15 protein-coding genes are annotated in these 19,091 nt (G+C 66.8%); 7 read left to right on the top strand and 8 right to left on the bottom strand.

Annotated features, from left to right (window positions below; all coding sequences use genetic code 11):
- Window positions 1-25 precede the first annotated feature (25 nt).
- Window positions 26-949 carry a methylglyoxal synthase gene (locus CAL28_RS17920; protein WP_094842631.1) on the top strand — a complete coding sequence of 308 codons (924 nt, stop codon included), beginning with the start codon at window positions 26-28 and terminating at the stop codon, window positions 947-949.
- On the opposite strand, the gene lysS is transcribed toward CAL28_RS17920, so the two are convergent.
- The 3 genes from lysS to prfB all read right to left on the bottom strand — a co-directional run bounded on the left by lysS (window position 915) and on the right by prfB (window position 4,359).
- Window positions 915-2,435 carry a lysine--tRNA ligase gene (gene lysS / locus CAL28_RS17915; RefSeq protein WP_094842630.1) on the bottom strand — a complete coding sequence of 507 codons (1,521 nt, stop codon included), beginning with the start codon at window positions 2,433-2,435 and terminating at the stop codon, window positions 915-917. The genes CAL28_RS17920 and lysS overlap by 35 nt on opposite strands.
- 8 nt (window positions 2,436-2,443) lie before the next feature.
- On the bottom strand, window positions 2,444-3,199 hold the full coding sequence (locus CAL28_RS17910) for an SDR family oxidoreductase (protein WP_094842629.1): 756 nt from the start codon (window positions 3,197-3,199) through the stop codon (window positions 2,444-2,446).
- Window positions 3,200-3,254: 55 nt separating this feature from the next.
- Window positions 3,255-4,359, bottom strand: a protein-coding gene (gene prfB / locus CAL28_RS17905; RefSeq protein WP_141218210.1) for a peptide chain release factor 2 whose coding sequence is annotated in 2 segments (ribosomal slippage) — window positions 3,255-4,277 and window positions 4,279-4,359 — 1,104 coding nt in all. Because the reading frame shifts where the segments join, the coding sequence is not laid out codon by codon here.
- A gap of 365 nt (window positions 4,360-4,724) precedes the next feature.
- Between prfB and CAL28_RS17900 the strand changes: the two genes are divergently transcribed.
- Entirely contained in the window at window positions 4,725-6,032 is a 1,308-nt protein-coding gene (locus CAL28_RS17900; RefSeq protein WP_094842628.1) for an MFS transporter, read from the top strand.
- A 105-nt stretch (window positions 6,033-6,137) separates the two neighbouring features.
- Here CAL28_RS17900 and CAL28_RS17895 read toward each other — a convergent pair whose 3' ends face one another.
- From CAL28_RS17895 to CAL28_RS17875, 5 genes are all read right to left on the bottom strand, one after another.
- The gene (locus CAL28_RS17895; protein ID WP_094842627.1) at window positions 6,138-7,631 is read right to left on the bottom strand and encodes an energy transducer TonB; all 1,494 of its coding nucleotides are present in this window, start codon (window positions 7,629-7,631) and stop codon (window positions 6,138-6,140) included.
- A gap of 10 nt (window positions 7,632-7,641) precedes the next feature.
- Window positions 7,642-9,363, bottom strand: coding sequence for an Hsp70 family protein (locus CAL28_RS17890; protein ID WP_094842626.1), 1,722 nt, complete (start codon window positions 9,361-9,363; stop codon window positions 7,642-7,644).
- 154 nt (window positions 9,364-9,517) lie between these two features.
- Window positions 9,518-9,979, bottom strand: coding sequence for an NUDIX domain-containing protein (locus CAL28_RS17885; protein ID WP_094842625.1), 462 nt, complete (start codon window positions 9,977-9,979; stop codon window positions 9,518-9,520).
- A 102-nt stretch (window positions 9,980-10,081) separates the two neighbouring features.
- Window positions 10,082-11,782 carry a single-stranded-DNA-specific exonuclease RecJ gene (recJ, locus tag CAL28_RS17880; protein WP_094842624.1) on the bottom strand — a complete coding sequence of 567 codons (1,701 nt, stop codon included), beginning with the start codon at window positions 11,780-11,782 and terminating at the stop codon, window positions 10,082-10,084.
- Complete coding sequence (locus tag CAL28_RS17875; RefSeq protein WP_094842623.1) at window positions 11,764-12,717, bottom strand: hypothetical protein; 954 nt, start codon at window positions 12,715-12,717, stop codon at window positions 11,764-11,766. The genes recJ and CAL28_RS17875 overlap by 19 nt, the downstream gene beginning before the upstream one ends.
- A 163-nt stretch (window positions 12,718-12,880) precedes the next feature.
- On the opposite strand from CAL28_RS17875, the gene CAL28_RS17870 reads away from it, so the two are divergent.
- From CAL28_RS17870 to CAL28_RS17850, 5 genes are all read left to right on the top strand, one after another.
- Window positions 12,881-14,113: a lipoprotein-releasing ABC transporter permease subunit gene (locus tag CAL28_RS17870; RefSeq protein ID WP_254926161.1), complete on the top strand. Its 1,233-nt coding sequence runs from the start codon at window positions 12,881-12,883 to the stop codon at window positions 14,111-14,113.
- Window positions 14,106-14,780, top strand: a complete 675-nt coding sequence (gene lolD, locus CAL28_RS17865; protein ID WP_094842621.1) for a lipoprotein-releasing ABC transporter ATP-binding protein LolD — start codon at window positions 14,106-14,108, stop codon at window positions 14,778-14,780. Before CAL28_RS17870 ends, lolD begins: the two co-directional genes overlap by 8 nt.
- A 24-nt stretch (window positions 14,781-14,804) precedes the next feature.
- Window positions 14,805-15,614, top strand: coding sequence for a TatD family hydrolase (locus tag CAL28_RS17860; RefSeq protein ID WP_094842620.1), 810 nt, complete (start codon window positions 14,805-14,807; stop codon window positions 15,612-15,614).
- A gap of 229 nt (window positions 15,615-15,843) precedes the next feature.
- Complete coding sequence (locus CAL28_RS17855; RefSeq protein WP_094842619.1) at window positions 15,844-16,182, top strand: DUF4148 domain-containing protein; 339 nt, start codon at window positions 15,844-15,846, stop codon at window positions 16,180-16,182.
- Between the two features lie 337 nt (window positions 16,183-16,519).
- Window positions 16,520-19,087 (top strand): DNA internalization-related competence protein ComEC/Rec2, encoded by a 2,568-nt coding sequence (locus tag CAL28_RS17850; protein WP_254926160.1) that lies wholly within the window; start codon window positions 16,520-16,522, stop codon window positions 19,085-19,087.
- Window positions 19,088-19,091: the final 4 nt, after the last annotated feature.

Raw genomic sequence — 19,091 nt, 5'->3', positions numbered from 1 at the left:
GCTGCCCCGTTTTCCATTGTCCGCCATGTCCAATTCCATCCTGCATTTCGGCCTGGCCGCCAACAGGCTGCATCACGAGACCCCCGACGCCATACTCTTCGATTGGCTGCGCGCCTGTTCGGCCAGCATCCGCGAGCTGGGCATGCACCTGTATACCGTCGGGCGCACTCATGACGCGATCTCCCGCGAGGGTATGCTCCAGGGCTATGCCGGCCTGATCCGCTATCCCTACGGCCGCGAGGGCGGGCTGATGAAGCTGGTTGCCCGGGTAACGGAAGGCCGCGATGGAACCGTCCCTTTCGATGGGGCGATCTATCTTATCGATCCGGTCGACCCGTCTTCCGTGTTTCCGGAGGCACAAGCCCTGAAGCGCCAGTGCGTGACGCACGGCAAGCCTTTTATCTCCACGTTGGCCGGGGCGCGCGAGTGGGTGGAAGTGGAGCGGTTGCATGCGGGGCTGGCCCCGGATCCAGGCGCGTCCGAGCTATTCGACTTTGCGGCGCAGACCCTGGCATTGGTCGCGCACGATGCGCTGAAGGACGAGATGGTGGCCTTCGCGGACGAGCATTTCGATATCCTGTCACGCTTTCGCAGGCGGGTCGCCACGGGCACGACAGGTGGCCGCTTGAACGACCTGGCGTGGTCGCGCGGTTGGCCCAGGGACCGGCCGTGGACGCATCGCTACCTTAGCGGGCCTTTGGGCGGGGACGCGCAGATCGCGGAGCTCGTACTGGAGCGCCAGTGCCAGCGGGTGATTTTCTTCGAGGACCCGCACGTCGCACGCCAGCACGAGGCCGATATCCAGCTGCTCGAGCGGGCGGTGCGCGTGGTCACGCGGGTCGCCGCGTGCGCGACGTCCCCGGCGGTGGCGCGGCGCTGGGCGCAAGCCGTCGCGCTGCGCGATGCCGCCGGAATCAGTCTTCGCGCCGCAGGTGGGGGAACAGAATGACGTCGCGTATGCTCGGGCTGTCGGTCAGCAGCATGACCAGCCGGTCGATGCCGATGCCGCAACCGCCGGTCGGCGGCATGCCGTATTCGAGCGCGCGGATGTAGTCGGCGTCGTAGTACATCGCTTCCTCGTCGCCGGCGTCCTTGGCCTCGACCTGGGCGCGGAAGCGTTCGGCCTGGTCTTCCGGGTCGTTCAGTTCCGAGAAGCCGTTGGCGATTTCACGGCCCGTGATGAACAGTTCGAAGCGTTCCGTGATGCCGGGACGCGAGTCGGACGCCCGTGCCAGCGGCGAGACTTCCACCGGATAGTCGACGATGTAGGTGGGATTCCACAGCAGCGCTTCGGCCGTTTCCTCGAAAAGCGCGAGCTGCAGCGCTCCCAGCCCGGCGCGGGACAGCGGGGCGGAGTCCACGTCGACTTTCAGCTTCTTCAGTTCCGCGCGCAGGAAGGCCGCGTCGTCCAATTGCGCCTGGGTATAGTCCGGCGCGTACTTCAGGATGGCCTCGCAGATGGTCAGGCGATCGAACGGCTGGCCGAGATCCAGCTCGCGCCCCTGGTAGGTCAACACCGCGCTGCCCGTGGCGGCAACCGCCGCCTGGCGGATCAATTGCTCCGTGAAGTCCATGAGCCAGCGGTAATCGGTGTACGCGGCGTAGAACTCCATCATGGTGAATTCGGGGTTATGGCGCGGGCTGACCCCTTCGTTGCGGAAGTTGCGGTTGACTTCGAAGACGCGTTCGAAACCGCCGACGATCAAGCGCTTGAGATAGAGCTCGGGCGCGATGCGCAGGAACATTTCCATGTCCAGCGCGTTGTGGTGGGTCACGAAAGGCTTGGCCGCGGCGCCGCCCGGGATGGGGTGCAGCATCGGGGTTTCGACTTCCAGGAAGCCCGCATCCAGCATGTACTGGCGGATCGCGCCTATGGTCTTGCTGCGGGCCTCGAATGTGCGCCGCGTGTCCTCGGTCATGATGAGGTCGACATAGCGCTGGCGATAGCGCAGTTCCGTGTCCGCGACGCCGTGGAACTTGTCCGGCAGCGGGCGCAGGGACTTCGACAACAACCGAGCCTGCGTCGCGTGGATGGACAACTCGCCCTTGTTGGTCTTGAAAACCGTGCCTTCGACCGCGATCAGGTCGCCGATATCCCATTGCTTGAAGGCCGTATAGCTGTCTTCCCCGAGCACGCCGCGATCCAGGTAGATCTGGATGCGGCCGGTCGCGTCCTGCACCGTGGCGAAGCTTGCCTTGCCCATGACGCGCTTGAGCATCATGCGGCCGGCCACCTTGGCGACCTTGCCCAGGGCGGCCAGGGCGTCCTGGTCGGAACCATCGTATTGGGCGTGCAGGTCGGCGGCGCGGGCGTCAGGCGTGAAGTCGTTCGGGTAGGCGGGGCCGCTTTCGCGCAGCTTGGCCAGCTTGGTTCGCCGTTCGGCGATCAGCCGGTTTTCGTCCTGCGCGACGGGGGCGGTCGAAGTATCGGTCATGATGCGGGTCAGTTGTAATTGCGGATGTCGTCGATTTCGGTCGTGCCGAAGTCTTCGCGTTCGAGATAGGCGGCGATGCGCGCGGCCACATCGGCCGGCGCGGCCAGCTTGCCGCCGGCATGCAGGTCCTTGAAACGGGGCAGGGCGGGGAAGGCGGCGGGATCGCTGGAGCGGATCACACCCTGCATGTCGGTATCGACGACGCCGGGCGCCAGCGAAACGAACTTCGCACCGTGGGCATCCTCTTCCTGCCGGGCGACGCGCGTGTACATGTCCAGCGCCGCCTTGGTCGCGCAGTAAACGCCCCAGCCGGCGGTGGGATTGCGCCCGGCGCCGGAAGATATGTTCAGGACGCGCCGGTCGGCCGGCAGGCCGCGTGTCGCGGCCAGGAAGCGCGACGTCAGCAGCATGACCGCGATGACGTTCAGGTTGAGGGCCTGGGTGATGGCGGCGGCATCGTTCAGGTCGTCGACCGGCGAGACCGGGGCGACGGTGCCGGCGTTATTGATCAGCACGTAGCGCCTGGCGTCGCGCGGCAGGCCTTCGGCCACCCGCGCCGCTACCGCGGTGGCCGCCGCGGTGTCGGACAAGTCGACGGCAATCTGCTCCAGTTCCGCGCCCTGGGCCGAAGCATAAGCCGCCAGTTCGGCATCCTGGCGGCGCGCCAGGGTGATCAGGCGGGTGCCGGATTTCGCCAGTTGGCGGGCCAGGGCGGCGCCGATACCGCGGGAAGCGCCGGTCAGAACGACTACGGAATGGGTCATGGGATGGCCTTTTATACGCGTGCGTCAGTGGGTGGGAGAAGCGGAGCGGCAGGGGTCAGACGCCCTGTTTCAGGCTGGCCTGGATGAACGGGTCGAGGTCGCCGTCCAGGACCTTCTGGGTATTCGAGATTTCCACGTTGGTGCGCAGGTCCTTGATCCGGCTCTGGTCCAGCACGTAGGAGCGGATCTGGTGACCCCAGCCGACATCGGTCTTGGAGTCTTCCAGCTTTTGCTGCTCGGCCATCCGGTTGCGCATTTCCAGTTCGTACAGGCGCGACTTCAGCATCTGCATGGCTTCGGCGCGGTTGCGGTGCTGCGAACGGTCGTTCTGGCACTGCACGACGATGCCCGTCGGCATATGCGTGATACGAACCGCGGAGTCGGTCTTGTTGATGTGCTGGCCGCCGGCGCCGCTGGCCCGGTAGGTATCGACGCGCAGGTCCGCCGGGTTGATCTCGATTTCGAACGAGTCGTCGATCTCGGGATACACGAACACGCTGGCGAAGGAGGTGTGGCGGCCGCCCGAGGAGTCGAACGGACTCTTGCGCACCAGGCGGTGCACCCCGGTTTCCGTGCGCAGGTAGCCGAAGGCGTACTCGCCCTCGATCTTGATGGTGGCGGACTTGATGCCGGCGACTTCGCCTTCCGACTCTTCCAGGACTTCGGCCTTGAAGCCCTTGCGTTCGCAGTATTTCAGGTACTGCCGCAACAGCATCGATGCCCAGTCCTGAGCTTCGGTGCCGCCGGCGCCGGCCTGGATATCCAGGAAGCAGTTCAGCGGGTCGGCCGGATTCGAGAACATGCGGCGGAATTCCAGGCCTTCCAGCTTTTCCTGGAACGCGTCGGCATCCGCTTCGATGGAAAGCAGGGTGGCGTCGTCTTCATCGCCGGCCGCCAGTTCGAAGAGTTCGGCGGCGTCCGCCAGGCCGCTGCCCAGCGCGGACAGCGTTTCCACGACATCTTCCAGGCTTTTCTTTTCGCGGCCCAGGTCCTGGGCGTGCTTGGGATCGTTCCAGACGTCGGGGTTTTCAAGTTCCGCGTTTACGACTTGCAGGCGCTCGGACTTGGCATCGTAGTCAAAGATACCTCCGTAGCGCCTTTTCGCGCTCGGCGTAGTCGGCGAGTCGGGCGGCGATCTGGTTCTGACGTTCGGCTTCCATGGTGCTTCCTGGCTTGAATTTCGAAAACCTGACATTTTAGCCTGCCTGCCTCGGGACCACCCGCGGCAAGCGGAATGCACGGGGGCAGCCTGGACTTCAGGCGCCGTCCGCCCGTTTGGAACGGCGCCGGCGCGACGTGCCGGGGCCCGGAAGGAACGTGGCCGGGGGCAACGCCGGCCATGCGGCGAAGGATGCGTCCCCGTGCCTGGATTATGTTCAGGTTTAAGTCAGTTTGCGCCGTCTAGGCTGCGGGGTTTACAGAGCCGCGCAAGCCTTGCCGCGCGGCCACATAATGCCGGCGCGCGTCGCGACGACAAGCGCGGGCCGCCACCCGGCGGTACAACCATCCGATACGGAGGAGACGAATGGAAACGGTCATCAACCCCGGTGCTTCGGCACTACCCGCCAGCGCGGAAGACCCGCTTTACCGCAAGGTGACGCTGCGCATCGTGCCTTTTCTGGTGCTTTGCTACGTGGTCGCGTACCTGGATCGCGTGAACGTCGGCTTCGCAAAGCTGCAGATGCTGCAGGATCTGCAGTTCAGCGACACCGTCTACGGATTGGGCGCGGGGATTTTCTTCCTGGGCTATTTCATTTTCGAAGTGCCCAGCAACATCATCCTGCATCGCGTCGGCGCGCGCCGTTGGATCGCGCGCATCATGATCACCTGGGGCATCATCTCGTCGGCCATGATTTTCGTGACCACGCCCGGCATGTTCTACCTGCTGCGGTTCCTGCTGGGCCTGGCCGAGGCCGGCTTCTTCCCCGGCATTATCCTGTACCTGACGTACTGGTTTCCGCACGCGCGCCGCGGCCGGATCACCACGTTCTTCATGACCGCCGTGCCCTTGTCCGGCCTGATCGGCGGCCCGATTTCGGGTTGGATCATGCATACCTTCCATGGCGACCACGGCATGGCCGGCTGGCAGTGGCTGTTCATCCTGGAAGGCATCCCGTCGGTGATCATCGGCCTGATCGTGCTGGTGTTCCTGGACGACCGTGTCAGCCAGGCGAAATGGCTGACCGAAAGCGAACGCGCGACGCTGGCACGCAACATCGAGGCCGAGGAAAAAGAGAAGCAGGATCCGCCCATCCGCGAGGCCATGACCAAGCCGCGCGTCTGGGCCATGGCAAGCATCTATTTTTCCTTCGTGATGGGCTTGTACGGGGTCGGCTTCTGGATGCCTACGCTGGTTCGCAATACCGGCGTGCAGGATCCGTTGACCATAGGCTTGCTGACGGCAGTGCCGAACCTGTTCGCGGTGATCGGCATGGTCCTGATTTCACGCAGTTCGGACCGCAAGCATGAGCGCCGCTGGCATCTGGCGGTGCCGTCCCTGATCGGCGCGGCGGGGCTGGTGTTCTCCGCCTTGTACGCGGGCAATACCTGGATCGCGATCGCCGCGCTGACGGTTGCCAATGTGGGGATCTGCACGGTGCTGCCCCTGTTCTGGAGCCTGCCGACCGCCGTGCTGGGCGGTACGGCTGCCGCCGCCGGTATCGCGCTGATCAATTCCGTCAGCAATCTGGCCGGCTTTATCAGCCCGTATCTGGTGGGCTGGCTGAAGGACACGACGGGTTCGACCAATAGCGGCATCTATGTGCTCGCGGCATGCCTCTGCGTGGGCGCGCTGGTGGCATTGGCGCAGCCCGCCAAGCTGGTGAATCGTTAAGCGGCGGCCGGGGCCAGGGCCAGGTCCTGGCCTGGCGGCCTGCCGTCCCTTGCGGGCGCAAGCATCCGCGCGGACGCGCGGCAGGTCGGCCGTGCGGCGGTAATGCTAGCGCCGCAGGTTGAATGCGAACGGTATCACTGCGCTGATCCCCGTCGGCGGCGGCGCATCCCCGGTTACGCGTATGCCGCGCGCCGCCTGCAGCGCCGCCTGGTCCAGGTCGGCGTGGCCGGATGACCGCGCCAAGGTGGCGATCAGCTTTTTCTCGTGGTTGATCAGCACGCGGACGTGCACTTCCCCTTCCTCTTGCAGGCGACGAGCGATGGGTGGATATGCGGGGAAGGGAAAGGTAAGCGACAGGCGGCCAGGCGGTTTTCCATGGTCGCCCGGGATGTCGATCGTGTAGTGTGCGAGACCTGTGACTGCGGCGGCCGACCCATCGAAGGAGGGCTCCGGCGGCTGCCTGCCATCGGGTGCGATAGGTTCCTTTTTACTGAATGCGAGATTGGGCTGTTCCTTGTAGGGGGCAAGTACCGACGAGACGGCATGGCTGGGGTTCGGTCCACCGCGCGGACGCGAGCTGCCGCGCGTGTCCTCCTGCGTGAACAAGTGATAGACGAGGTTGCAGGCGACGAGCAGCATCCAGGCCCATGCCAACCGCCTTCGCATGGATCCCCAGAATCCGTAGCGTGGCGTCTCGGCGATCACCCGTTGCCAACTGCGCTGTACGCCTCGCGGCACCTGGAGCGTCAGCCAGGATTGCATGCGAACGCACATCGTCTGTACGTGCGGTCCAAACTTGCGCGCCTTGCGGCGACTCGGCTCCGGGCTGCGCAGCATCTCGGCGATCGCGCGTTCATGGGCCTTGTGCACGCGTGGGGTTTGCCGGCGCAGGATGCCGCCTTCGTGGATGACCTGCTGCAGCCATTGCCGCTCTGGCTTGTTGTCGTCACCCGGCCCGATCTGGGCCCAATCGAAGCGTTCCGCGGCCTCCCGGTACAGGCTCATTTTGCCCTCCGGATTCGCCGCCAGGGCCCGCAGCAATGCATCCGAGAACGCCCCCGTCGCTTCCAAATGCTGTAAATCCGGGTCGGCCATGGCGCGCCGCCATTGTTCCGGAATGTCCCGCGCGGGCGCGCGCATCAATTCGGCGACCCAGTGGTCGATCGCCTTCGCCCGCCGGCGCAGGGCATTGCGGCTTTCTTCCGCGGCGGCCTGGCGTAGCGCCATGGACTGCATGGGCGACCGCAAGGAAAAGTCGATGGGCGGGGGGCGCGTTCCCGACGCGTGCGCGGGGAGGTCCGTGGCGTCGTCAGCGAATGGCCGGGTATCGCCTGTCTCGGGGGGAACGACCGGGGCCGGCGGCGCGTTTGCCGCGGGCGACGGGAGTATTGTGTCGGCACCCGCGTCCTTTCCGTCCGCGGGACTGGCGGGCGTCGCGGAATGCCTTTCCGCCCACTTCAGCGCCCATTCGTAGGCGGCACGCAGCTGTTCGAACGCGTCGCGTTGGCTTTGCTGGTCGATCTGTTTAAGGGCGGCGGCATACGCGCGACGGATGGCTCGCGTGTCGGAGGTCGGGACGATGCCCAGCACATCGAACATGTCGGTTTCCTCAAGACGGTTCGGTGCCGCCCTCGAAGACCCCGGCGCGCTCGAAGTATTCGATGGCGTCCCGCAGGCGTTCGCGCGCGGACACGATCGAGCGTTCGTGCTGGTGTGCGAGCACCGCCTCGAACTCGCCGATTTCGGCGGCCATGCGCTCGCGGCTGGCGCCGCGCAGGAACTCATGGATGCGTTCCGCTTCCGCAATCAGGGTGCGGTTCTCCAGTTTGTCGCGCGGATGTACTTTCAATTCGGCCAGGGCCTGGAAACGCGCTTCGATTTGCTGTTCGGTCAGGTCGGTATCGTTGTTGCGGATCACCAGACGGTAGACCTGCTGCGTCTTCAGACGAGTCACTTCGACTTCCAACAGACCGTTTACGTCATAGGTAAAGCGGACTTCGACCGCGCCATCCCCGCGCGGGCCTCCTTCGAGCGGCACGGACAACTTGCCGATTTCGATATTGTCCCGGGCCAGCCGCGACTCGCCCTGGAAAATCCGCAGTTCCAGGACCTGCTGGCCATCCCGTTCCGGCGCGAAACCATGCACCCGGCTGACCGGCACGACGGTATTGCGTTCAATGATCGGAATGAACTGCCCGTGGGCCTTCTCGCCGCTGGGCAAGTCCCGATTGGCCTCCACGCCCAGGGAGTACGGGCAAACATCGGTCATGACGACTTCGCGCAGGCTCTCATCGCGTGCCTTCATGCCGGCCATGACGGCCGCTCCCATGGCGACAACTTCGTCCGGATTGAAGTGCGCGGATGGGAAACGGCCGAACATGCGCGTCACCAGATTGCGGATCATGGGAGCGCGGGTCGCGCCTCCGGCAAGGACCACTTCCTGCACGTCACCCGCGCGCAAGCCCGCATCGCGCAGGGCGCGTTCCAGCGGCAGGCGCAGCCGGGCCAGCAGCGGTTCGCAAAGGCGTCGATAGTGGTCCTCGGAAAGCGTGGCCGTGTAGTCCCGTCCTTGCCAATGCACGGCGAGTTCGGCTTGCGGCTCGGTGCTTAACGTGCATTTGAGCGCCTCTGCCCGTGCCGCCAGATGCTGCATGAAATGCCCGTCGCGCCGGGCCTTGTCGGGCAGGCCGCTGGCTTGCAGGAACCAATGGACGATTTCGTTGGAGAAGTCCTCGCCTCCGAGAAAATTGTCGCCGGCGGTGGCACGGACCTCCATGACACCCTCAAACAATTCGAGGATGGAGACATCGAAGGTGCCACCGCCCAGATCGAACACGAGGAATCGCGATTCGCTGCCCCGTTGATGCAGCCCATAGGCCAGCGCGGCCGCGGTAGGCTCGTTGACGAGGCGTTCCACATGCAGGCCGGCGAGCTGTGCCGCCGTGCGGGTCGCCTTGCGCTGCCCATCGGAAAAGTACGCGGGCACCGATATCACGGCTTCCGTCACCGCCTGGCCCATCGCGGCTTCCGCGTCTGCTTTCAAGGCGCGCAGCACCAGGGCGGACAGTTCCTCCGGCCGGAAGGAGCGGGAGCCCAGCCTGAACTCCTTATTGCCGCCCATATGCCGCTTGAACACGGCGATGCTGCGGTCGGGATGGCTTTGCAGGCGCTCGCGTGCCGCGCGGCCGACCAGGACGGTTCCGTCCTGGTCCAGGCTGATGCAGGATGGCGTGAGGACGCTGCCCAGGGCGTTCGGAATGAGATGCGGCGCGCCGTCCTTCCAGCAGGCGACCAGGCTGTGGGTGGTGCCCAGATCGATACCGACTATCATCGCGTATGTTTCTTAGTGAAATAAAACATTTCCAATATATAAACCAAAGCGGGGCGATGGGGAAGTGCGGGTGGCGCCCCGTCCCAACTGCGGCGGATAAACAACGAGGGGCCGCGCCTGGTTGCGAGACGCGGCGCATCCGCGCACGGAGGCGCTACGGGCGGGTCAGCCGCGCGAGCTGGTCCAGCAGGGGCTGCTGGCTTGGAATGATTTTGGCGGCGGCCTGGTCCAGGGACATCCAGGCGGCCCGGTCCACTTCCGGAAAGGCCTGCATCCGTCCGCTGCGGGGCGGCCATTCCATTTCGAATCTATTGCTGCTTAGCGTCGCCACGTCGAAATCGCCTTCCAGGGCATAGGCGATGACACGCTTGCCGGCGCGCTGGCGGATTTCGCCGAGCAGCCAGGGGTCTCCGCCGGGGTGGCTGCCAAGTTCTTCCGTGAATTCGCGCAGCGCCGCCGAGAGGGGTTCCTCGCCTGGGTCGAGCTCTCCCTTGGGTATCGTCCATGCGCCGGTGTCCCGGCTGGCCCAGAAAGGTCCGCCGGGATGCACCAGCAGGACGGACAGATCGGGCCCGGACCGGCGATACATCAGGATTCCTGCACTGGTTTTCGGCATGAGGGCGTCCGGCGGGGGAGCGTTGCTCGCGAGGTCAGAGCGATTGCGCGGCCATGGCCGGTCAGCGCGGGTGTTGTCCTGGCGGCGTGCGACGTCCCGGTCTTACGCGGCGTGTTCGACCACCAATTGCACCGAAACGCGGCCGTTCCAGAGATTCTGCTCCAGGCGGTAGGCGACGTCCACCGTGTCCGGCAGCAGGCGCGTCTGGCCGAACCAGATAGCGTCGAAGCGTTGATAGCCACGTTCCAGCGTCAACTTCAGATGCTTGTCGCCGAGCAGGCGTTGGGCACGGATCTGGAAGGTATCGAGGAACAGCGGGGCGGCGAAACCCGATCCCCAGACCTGTTGTTGCAGCAATCCGGCGACGTCGGCGTTGGCATAGCCGGATTCGAGCGAGCCGTCGGTTTCCAGGACCGGTTCGAAGTTGTCGCGGCCGGTGAGTTCGCGCACGGCGGCCTCGAAGGCCGGCGCGAAGCGCGGAAAGTCGGTGCGGCCGACGGTCAGGCCCGCGGCCATGGCGTGGCCGCCGAATTTGCGGATCAGCGTCGGATCGCGCTTGGATACCAGGTCCAGCGCGTCGCGCAAGTGGACGTCCGGGATGGACCGTCCGGATCCCCGCAGCTCGTCGTCGCCCGCGGGCGCGAACGCCAGGGTGGGGCGCCAGAACTGATCCTTCAGGCGCGACGCGACCAGGCCGACTACGCCCTGGTGCCACGTATCGTCGTAGACGCAGACGGTAGCGCCCGTGGCTGCTTCCGGCTCCTGCATCGCGGCCATGGCCTGTTCGCGCATGGCGGCTTCGATGCTGCGGCGATCGCGGTTGATGGCGTCCAGCTCGCGGGCGATTTCCAGCGCGCGCGCCTCGTCGTCGGTGGTCAGGCAGGCGATGCCCAGGCTCATGTCCGAAAGGCGGCCGGCCGCGTTGATGCGCGGGCCCAGCGCGAAGCCCAGGTCGAAGGCGCTTGCGGTGCGGGGCTCTCGCGCGGCCACCGCGTACAGCGCGCGCAGGCCGGCCTGCATACGCCCGCTGCGGATGCGTTGCAGGCCTTGCGTGACCAGCAGGCGATTGTTGGCATCGAGCTTGACGACGTCCGCGACGGTGCCCAGGGCGACCAGATCGGACAGCGCGTCAAGACGCGGCCCGCCGTCGGGCGGATAGACGCCGCGCCGCCGCAGTTCGGCGCGCAGGGCCAGCATTAGATAGAAGATGACGCCGACCCCCGCCAGGTTCTTGGATGGGAAACCGCATCCCGGCTGGTTGGGGTTGACGATGGCCAGGGCATCCGGAAGCCGGTCGCCGGGCAGATGGTGGTCGGTGATCAGGACGCCGATCCCGGCGGCGTTGGCACTGGCCACGCCATCCACGCTTGCAATGCCGTTGTCCACCGTGACGATCAGATCCGGCTTGCCCGCCGGATGGCGGCAGGCCAGATCGACCACCGCCGGCGACAGGCCGTAGCCGGTTTCGAAGCGGTTGGGCACCAGGAAGTCGACCACGGCGCCCATGGCCCGCAGCGCGCGCAGCCCCACGGCGCAGGCGGTGGCGCCGTCGCAGTCATAGTCGGCGACGATAAGCAGGCGCAGCCGCCGCTCGATGGCGTCCGCCAGGATGGCGGCGGCGTGATCGGCGCGGGTCAGGTGGGCCGGGGGCAGCATTGCGGGCCAGGCCAGGCGGGTCTGGTCCGGATGGATGACGCCGCGGGCGGCCCACAGGCGTGCCAGCAAGGGATGGATGCCGGCGGCTTCCAGCGCCCGGCAGGCGGCGGGATCGCCGTTGCGTACGGTCAGACGGGGGGAGACCACCAGGCCCTCCAGGATTGTTCGCGTGTGGGCAACCAGCGCAGAAGTGCGCCGCGCGGCTGCAAGGTGAGCGTCGCGCGCCGGTCGCGGCCCAGCAGGGTCAGCGTCACGGGGGTGGATGCGCCGCCGCGGACGTCGGCGTGCGGCTTCAGGACCTCCGCGTCCAGGCGTTCCAGCGCCTGCAGCCAGGCACCCCAGTCCTCCGCCTGGAAGGCGGAAAGCAGGTCGTCGGCGATGCGGGGCGGGGACGGCACGGCGGCGGGCCTGGCCCATGGCGCCGCGCCGCCGTACAGCCACAGGCCGTTCGCCGGCAATAGCCCACGGCCGGCACGCTGGACGTTGACGGGGTGCTCGTACCACGCCATTTGTATTTCGTTGACCAGGCGGCGCCAGGGGCGGGCCGCCGGATCCTGGGTCCACCAGGCGCTCAACGGCTGTCCCGTCACCACCGCGGGGCTGGCACTGGGCAGCGGCATGTCGCCGGGCACGCCGATACGCCAGCGAAAGGGCTGCAATGGCGCGACGTCGAAAGGCGTGTCGTCGAACAGCGGGCGCGCCGTCTCGAACAGCGCGGCGCCTTCGGCGCTGTCCAGATCCAGCGCTTCGGCCGGCACCAGGCTGGCGCGGTCGGTGCCCAGGGCGATGTGGGCCAAGTCGGCAATCCAGACGCGCCCTTCGGCCGGCGCGTCGACGCCCGCGCGCAGGGGGCCCAGGCCGGCGCCGATGGGCTGGCCGGGAGCGGGCCGGAAGCCCGCTTGCTCCAGCTGCCAGGCCTCGAATGGCGTACAGCCGTGGGTGTGCGGGTCGAAGGGCGACTGACGGCCCGTACCCTGGCGCATCCAGGTGTGCAGGGTGGGAGCCGCCGTGGGCAGCCGCTTGGCCAGCTCCGCGGCGATGGGCGCGCTGGGAGGCAGCGCGCCGGGAAGGACAATATGCATGGCGGGGATTGTAGTGCGGCGGGGCGGACCGGGCGCATATCGGCGTGGATGCCGGGCATGGGTACCGTCCTCCGGCGTCCGCATCGCCGCCGGCCGTTAATGCCATAATGCGCGGGTGCTGAAAATACCTTACGAACTCTGGATAGGCGCTCGCTACGCGGGCATGGCCCGTATCCGCCGGCGTCGCGGCCGTCGCGACAGGTTCATCTCCTTCATCGCCGCCAGCTCGATGGCCGGCATCGCCCTGGGCGTGGCCGCGCTCATCATCGTGCTTTCGGTGATGAACGGCTTCCAGAAGGATGTGCGCGATCGCATGTTGTCGGTGCTGCCTCACATCGAGCTGTACGTGCCGGGTGGCAACCCGGACCACATCCTGGCGCAATGGCAGGCGCTGGCGAAGGCGGCCGAGCGCAACAAGGAAGTGCGCGCGGCCGCGCCCTTCGTGGCTGCCCAAGGCATGCTGGTGCGGGGAGAGGCCCTGCGTGGCGTCCAGGTGCGGGGCATCGACCCGCAGACCGAGGGTCATGTATCGGATATCCCGCGGCAGATGGTGGAAGGCAAGCTCGACGACCTGAAGCCGGGCTCGTTCGGCGTGGTTCTGGGGCGCGACCTGGCATCGCAGTTGGGGGTACAGGTCGGCGACACCGTGTTGCTGCTCGCGCCGCAGGCCTCCATCAGCCCCGCCGGCTTCGCGCCCCGCATGCGCCAGTTCACCGTGGTCGGGGTGTTTTCCTCCGGACATTACGAATACGATTCGTCGCTGGCCTTCATCGACGACGAGGATGCCGCCAAGGTGTTCCGCGACAGCGGCACCGCCGGCGTGCGGCTGCGTATCGAGGATATGCAACGGGCGCCGCAGGTGGCGGCGCAGCTCTCCAAGGAATTGCCGCCGTATATCATGGCCAGCGACTGGACGCGCAACAACCGCACGTGGTTCGCGGCCGTGCAGACGGAGAAGCGCATGATGTTCCTGATCCTCGCGCTGATCGTCGCCGTCGCCGCCTTCAATCTGTTGTCGTCGCTGGTCATGGCGGTGAAGGACAAGCAATCGGATATCGCCATCCTGCGCACGCTGGGGGCCAACCCCGGCGAGGTCGCGCGCATCTTCCTGGTGCAGGGGGCGCTGATAGGCATCGTGGGGACCCTGCTGGGGGTCCTGGGCGGCATGCTGATCGCCTACAACATCGAGACCATCGTGCCGTTCATCGAACACCTGCTCGGCATCCATTTCCTGCCGCGCCAGATCTATTTCATCAGCGAACTGCCTTCGGATCCCGAGATGTCCGACATCGTGACGGTCGGCCTGACGTCCCTGGTGCTGTCGCTGCTGGCCACGCTGTATCCCAGCTGGCGCGCTTCGCGCCTGCAACCGGCCCAGGTGTTGCGACATGACTGAGTACGCGCTGCATGCGGAGAACCTTACCAAGGTATACGACGAGGGCCCCGCGCGCATCGATGTGCTGCGCGACGTCAGCGTTTCGATCCGGCGCGGCGAAATGCTGGCCATCGTCGGGGCGTCGGGATCGGGCAAGAGCACGCTGCTGCACATTCTGGGGCTGCTCGATGTGCCCACGCACGGCTCGGTCACCGTGGACGGCGTGAATGCCACCGGACTGGCGGAAAGCGCCAAGAGTACGCTGCGCAATCGCAGCCTGGGCTTCGTGTACCAGTTTCATCACCTGCTGGCCGAATTCTCCGCCCTGGACAACGTGGCCATGCCGCTGATCGTGCGGCGACTCGACAGGCAAAGCGCGCGCAAAGAGGCGCAGGCGGTGCTCGAACAGGTCGGCCTGGCGGCGCGGGCGCAGCATTTCCCCAGCCAATTATCCGGCGGCGAACGCCAGCGGGTAGCACTGGCGCGCGCGCTGGTGACGCGCCCGGTATGCGTACTGGCCGACGAACCCACGGGCAATCTCGATCGCAACACCGCCCATAGCATGTTCGAATTGCTGACGCGGGTAAACAAGGAATCGGGTACGGCCTTTGCTATCGTCACGCACGACCGCGAACTGGCCGGACGCGCCGATAGGCAACTCGCCATGGAGCAGGGCCGTCTGGTGTAGTGGCAGCGGTTCGCAGGAGCGCCCATGCTGATCGATACCCACTGCCATCTCGACGCCCAGGAATTCGACCACGATCGTAACCAGGTAATCGCCCAGGCCGCCGAGGCCGGCGTGCGTGCCGTGGTGATCCCCGCGATCGGGCGCGCCAACTTCCAGACCGTGCGCGATCTGGCGCATGCGATGCCGGGAGGCGCCTATGCGCTGGGCATCCATCCCTTGTACGTGGGCGCCGCCTGGGATGACGATCTTGCCTTCCTGCGGCATGCCGTCGAGGCGGCGATGGACGATCCGCGCTTCGTGGCCATCGGCGAAATCGGCCTGGATTTCTTCGTCAAGGACATCGCTAGCGGAGACCCGCGCGACAAGCAGGAGCGTTTCTACGCGGCGCAGCTCGACCTGGCCGTGGAGTTCGGGTTGCCGGTGTTGCTGCACGTCCGTCGTTCGCAGGACATCGTACTCAAGCATCTGCGCCGACATCCCAACCTGCGCGGCGGGATCGCGCATGCGTTCAACGGCAGCGAGCAGCAGGCGCAGGGGTTCATCGACCAGGGCTTCGCGCTGGGCATCGGCGGGGCCATGACCTTTCCTCGTGCCTTGCAGATCAGGCGCCACGCCCAGCACCTGGGGCTGGAGCATCTGGTGCTGGAAACCGATGCGCCGGATATTCCGCCCGCATGGCTGCATGAGCCGGACAGGCGCAATACCCCCGGGCAGGTCGCGGGGGTGGCGCAGGCCTTGGCGGAATTGCGCGGCACGAATGCGGCGGCGGTGGCTGCCGGGACCGCCGCCACCGCCTTGCGGGTGTTGCCCCGCCTGGTGCCGGTTGTCGGCTGATCTTCTTCATGGTGTGAAGAAAAGGAATCCGGTCGTAATGCAGCCATTCAACATTGAATTGCTGCGGTATTTGGAAAGATGATTTTCGCGTATCCGGGTTTATACCTATGTGTTGGCGGCGCAGAATGCAGCTCATGGGGGAAACAGCAACGGTTACCGCGAACCTCGGCCCATCGGTAGAGCGCGGTATCCGGCCCTTTCCAAACTATCCAGGACCAGGAGTACTGCCATGAAGATCAAGACTATTGCTACCGCGTTGATTCTCTCGTTTGCCGCCATCGGTGCCGCTCAGGCCCAGACCCCGCGCGGCGACTCGGACAACCAGCCCTTCCAGGGCACCTACGGACAGGACCAGGCCAGCGCGAGCCGCAGCCAGGTGCTGGCTGACCTGGCGCAAGCCCGCGCCGCCGGCCTGACCGGCAACAGCGACCCCGACAACGCGCCTTTCGTCGCCCAGCAAGACAGCGGCGTGACCCGCGCGCAAGTCGCCGCCGGCGTGGATCACCGTAGTAGCGCCACGGATATCGCCTTCGGCGACATCGATAACCAGCCCTTCCAAGGCGCCTGAGGCGCCCGGGTCGTGAACCGGTGGCGCCTGTGAATTTCGGCCCGCCGCTTCGGTCGACCCAACATCTGCTTTCGGGTCAGGCGCCCCAGCGTGCCTGACCAGGAAGTCCTGGCCATGCGGATTGCTGTCCGTGTGGTTCCCCGATGAGAGGCGGGGATGCTGTAAGGTCCTCTCGTGCAGTACCCGGCCCCGCGCAAGCGGGGCCGTCTGTATTGGTGCGAAGGAGGGCGCGGATCCGTGTTACGGGATGGCGGCATGGTGCTGTTTTGGTCCCGCCCATCCCATTCCGCGCCGCGGCGCCGGGTAGCATCTTGCCGTGCAGTTGCGGGAGATGCGGATGGAAGGCCGTCTGGCCATGCTGGCCTTCATCGCCGCGGTGGCGGGAGTGCAGACATTGCCGGCCCTGCCTCCGCCGCACGCCACATTGCCGCTGGCGGTGGCGATCGCGATGCTTGCCTGGTTTCGATATCGTGTCGCGGCCGCGACGTCCGGCGGGAATCCGCCTGCACGGCGCTGCGTCGGTGCGGTCCTGCTGTGTGCCTGCGCGGCTGGCGGCGGCGCCTTGTATGCGGTCGAGCGTGGACGTGCGCGTCTTGACGATGCACTCGCCGCGGACCACGAAAACCAGGTCGTCCGGGTAGCGTTCAGGGTGGTTTCGCTGGCCGAACTATCGGCCGACGCGGTCCGGTTCGACGCGCGTGTCCTGGACGCGGGCTCTGCGGCCATGCCGGGGCATATACGGGTTTCGTGGCCATTGCCCATGCGCGGGGCTACCGCGGAACAGCAATCCGTCATACCCGGCCAGCAGTGGCGCGCGGCTTTGATCATGAAGCGTCCGCACGCCGCGCTCAATCCCCACGCGGCCGATGGCGAGGCGCGAATGTTCCAGCGCAATGTGCGCGCCACGGCTACCGTGCGGGGCACCCCGCGATTGCTATCGGACGATGGCTGGCAGGTCGGCATGGTCGCGGTGCATCGCGCCCGGCATGTATTGCGCGAACGGATGCGGGCCGTTCTGGAAGATGCACGCTATGGGCCCGTCGTCGTCGCGTTGGCATTGGGCGATCAGGCCGGCGTCTCGCGCGAGGATTGGCGGGTGTTCAATGCGACGGGCATCACGCACCTGGTGTCGATCAGCGGCCTGCATGTGACTTTGGTGGCGGGACTGGCGGGCGGTAGCGTGGGTTGGTACTGGCGCCGGCTGCGGTGGCGCGGCGCGTACCTGGCGGACAGATGGCCATCGCAACTGGCGGGAATCGCGGCGGCGCTGATGGTGGCGTGGCTGTATTGCCTGCTGGCCGGGTGGGGCATCCCGGCGCGACGCACGTTTTTCATGCTGGCGGTAGCGGGGGCCTCCGCGCTGTTGCGGCTGCCGCTGTCGTGGGACGCGATGCTGCTGTCGGCCGCGTGCGCGGTGGTCGCGCTCGATCCCTGGGCGCCTATTGCACCGGGCTTCTGGCTCTCTTTCGGTGCCGTCGCTGCCGTGCTGGCCTGGGGGCAGGCTGCCCAGGCCCCATCGGCTGCGAGGGTTGAGGACGCGTCGAGCACCGGGGCATCGCGCTGGCGTGGGTGGTTGCGCGGCGGGGTGCTGGCCGGCCGCCTGCAATGCGTGGTGACGCTCAGCCTGACTCCCGTGTTGGCCTTCCTGACGCAGCAGGTCGCATTGGCTTCGCCGTTGGCCAACGCGGTCGCCATTCCGGCCGTGAGCTTGCTGGTGACGCCGCTGGCGCTGTTGTGCGCCGCCTTGTGCGCGATGCCCGGCGCGGAGGGCGTCGCAGCCTGGGCCGGCCACGCCGCGCACTGGGTGTTCGACATGGCGATGCGGTGGATAGCGTGGCTGGCGGGTCACGAATGGGCGGTGCTGGATGTCGCGGCGCCGCCCGCCGTACTGCTCGCGCTGGCCATATGGGGGATCGCATGGGCTTTGCTGCCCCCAGGCATGGCCTCGCGCCGCTGGGCCTGGCTGCTGCTTGTGCCCGCCCTTTGCTGGCGGCCCGCGCGTCCAGCCGAAGGCGAATGGCGCCTGACCGCGCTGGATGTGGGGCAGGGTGGGGCGATCGTGATCGAAACGGCACGGCGCACGCTGGTTTTCGACGCCGGCCCGCTGCATCGCAACGGTACCGACGGCGCGCAACGGGTCGTGTTGCCCTACTTGCGCGCGCGCGGGATCGATCGCGTCGATACGCTGGTGGTTTCCCATGGGGACCAGGATCATGCCGGCGGCCTGGATTCCCTGCTGCGCGCGGTGCCGGTACGCGAGGTTTATACGTCGTTCGATCTGGGCGCGCGCCTGCGCCGCGAGGCGCGTGTGCGCGGGACGGCCGCGGAAGCCCCCATGCCCGCGGACCGCCGTTTTTGCGAAGCAGGCCAGGCATGGGAGGCCGATGGTGTGCGCTTTTCGTTCTTGCATCCATTCGGCAAGGCAGAGGGCGGGAAAAGCGGCGGGCCGCCAGCGTCCACGGCCGCGGTTCCAGGGCCGCCGGCGCGCGGCGCGACACGCCGGCGATCCGGCAAGGGCTCCAACGCCGGGGGCTGCGTGCTGCTGGTGCAGGGACGGCACCATGCCGCGCTGCTTCCCGGGGATGTCGGTACAGCGCAGGAGCGTCGGTTTGCCTATACCGTGCCCCGCATCCATGTGCTGATGGCCCCCCATCACGGTTCGAGCACTTCGTCCGGCGTTGCGCTGGTCGAGGCGTCGCAGCCGGATCACGTTATCGCGCAGGTGGGCTACCTGAACCGCTTCCGCCATCCGGCGCCATCGGTCGAGCGTCGCTGGCGCCGCGCCGGGGCGACTTTCTGGCGCACGGATCGTCATGGCGCCGTCATCGCGGCTTCCCGTGAGCAGGGCCTGGCGGTGCATGGGCAACGCGAGGCGGCGGGTCGCTATTGGCACGCGGCAATGTAGATCC

The sequence above is a fragment of the Bordetella genomosp. 11 genome, assembly GCF_002261215.1.
In the GTDB taxonomy this organism is placed as follows: domain Bacteria; phylum Pseudomonadota; class Gammaproteobacteria; order Burkholderiales; family Burkholderiaceae_B; genus Bordetella_C.
This window is presented reverse-complemented; position numbering and strand designations above follow the sequence as displayed.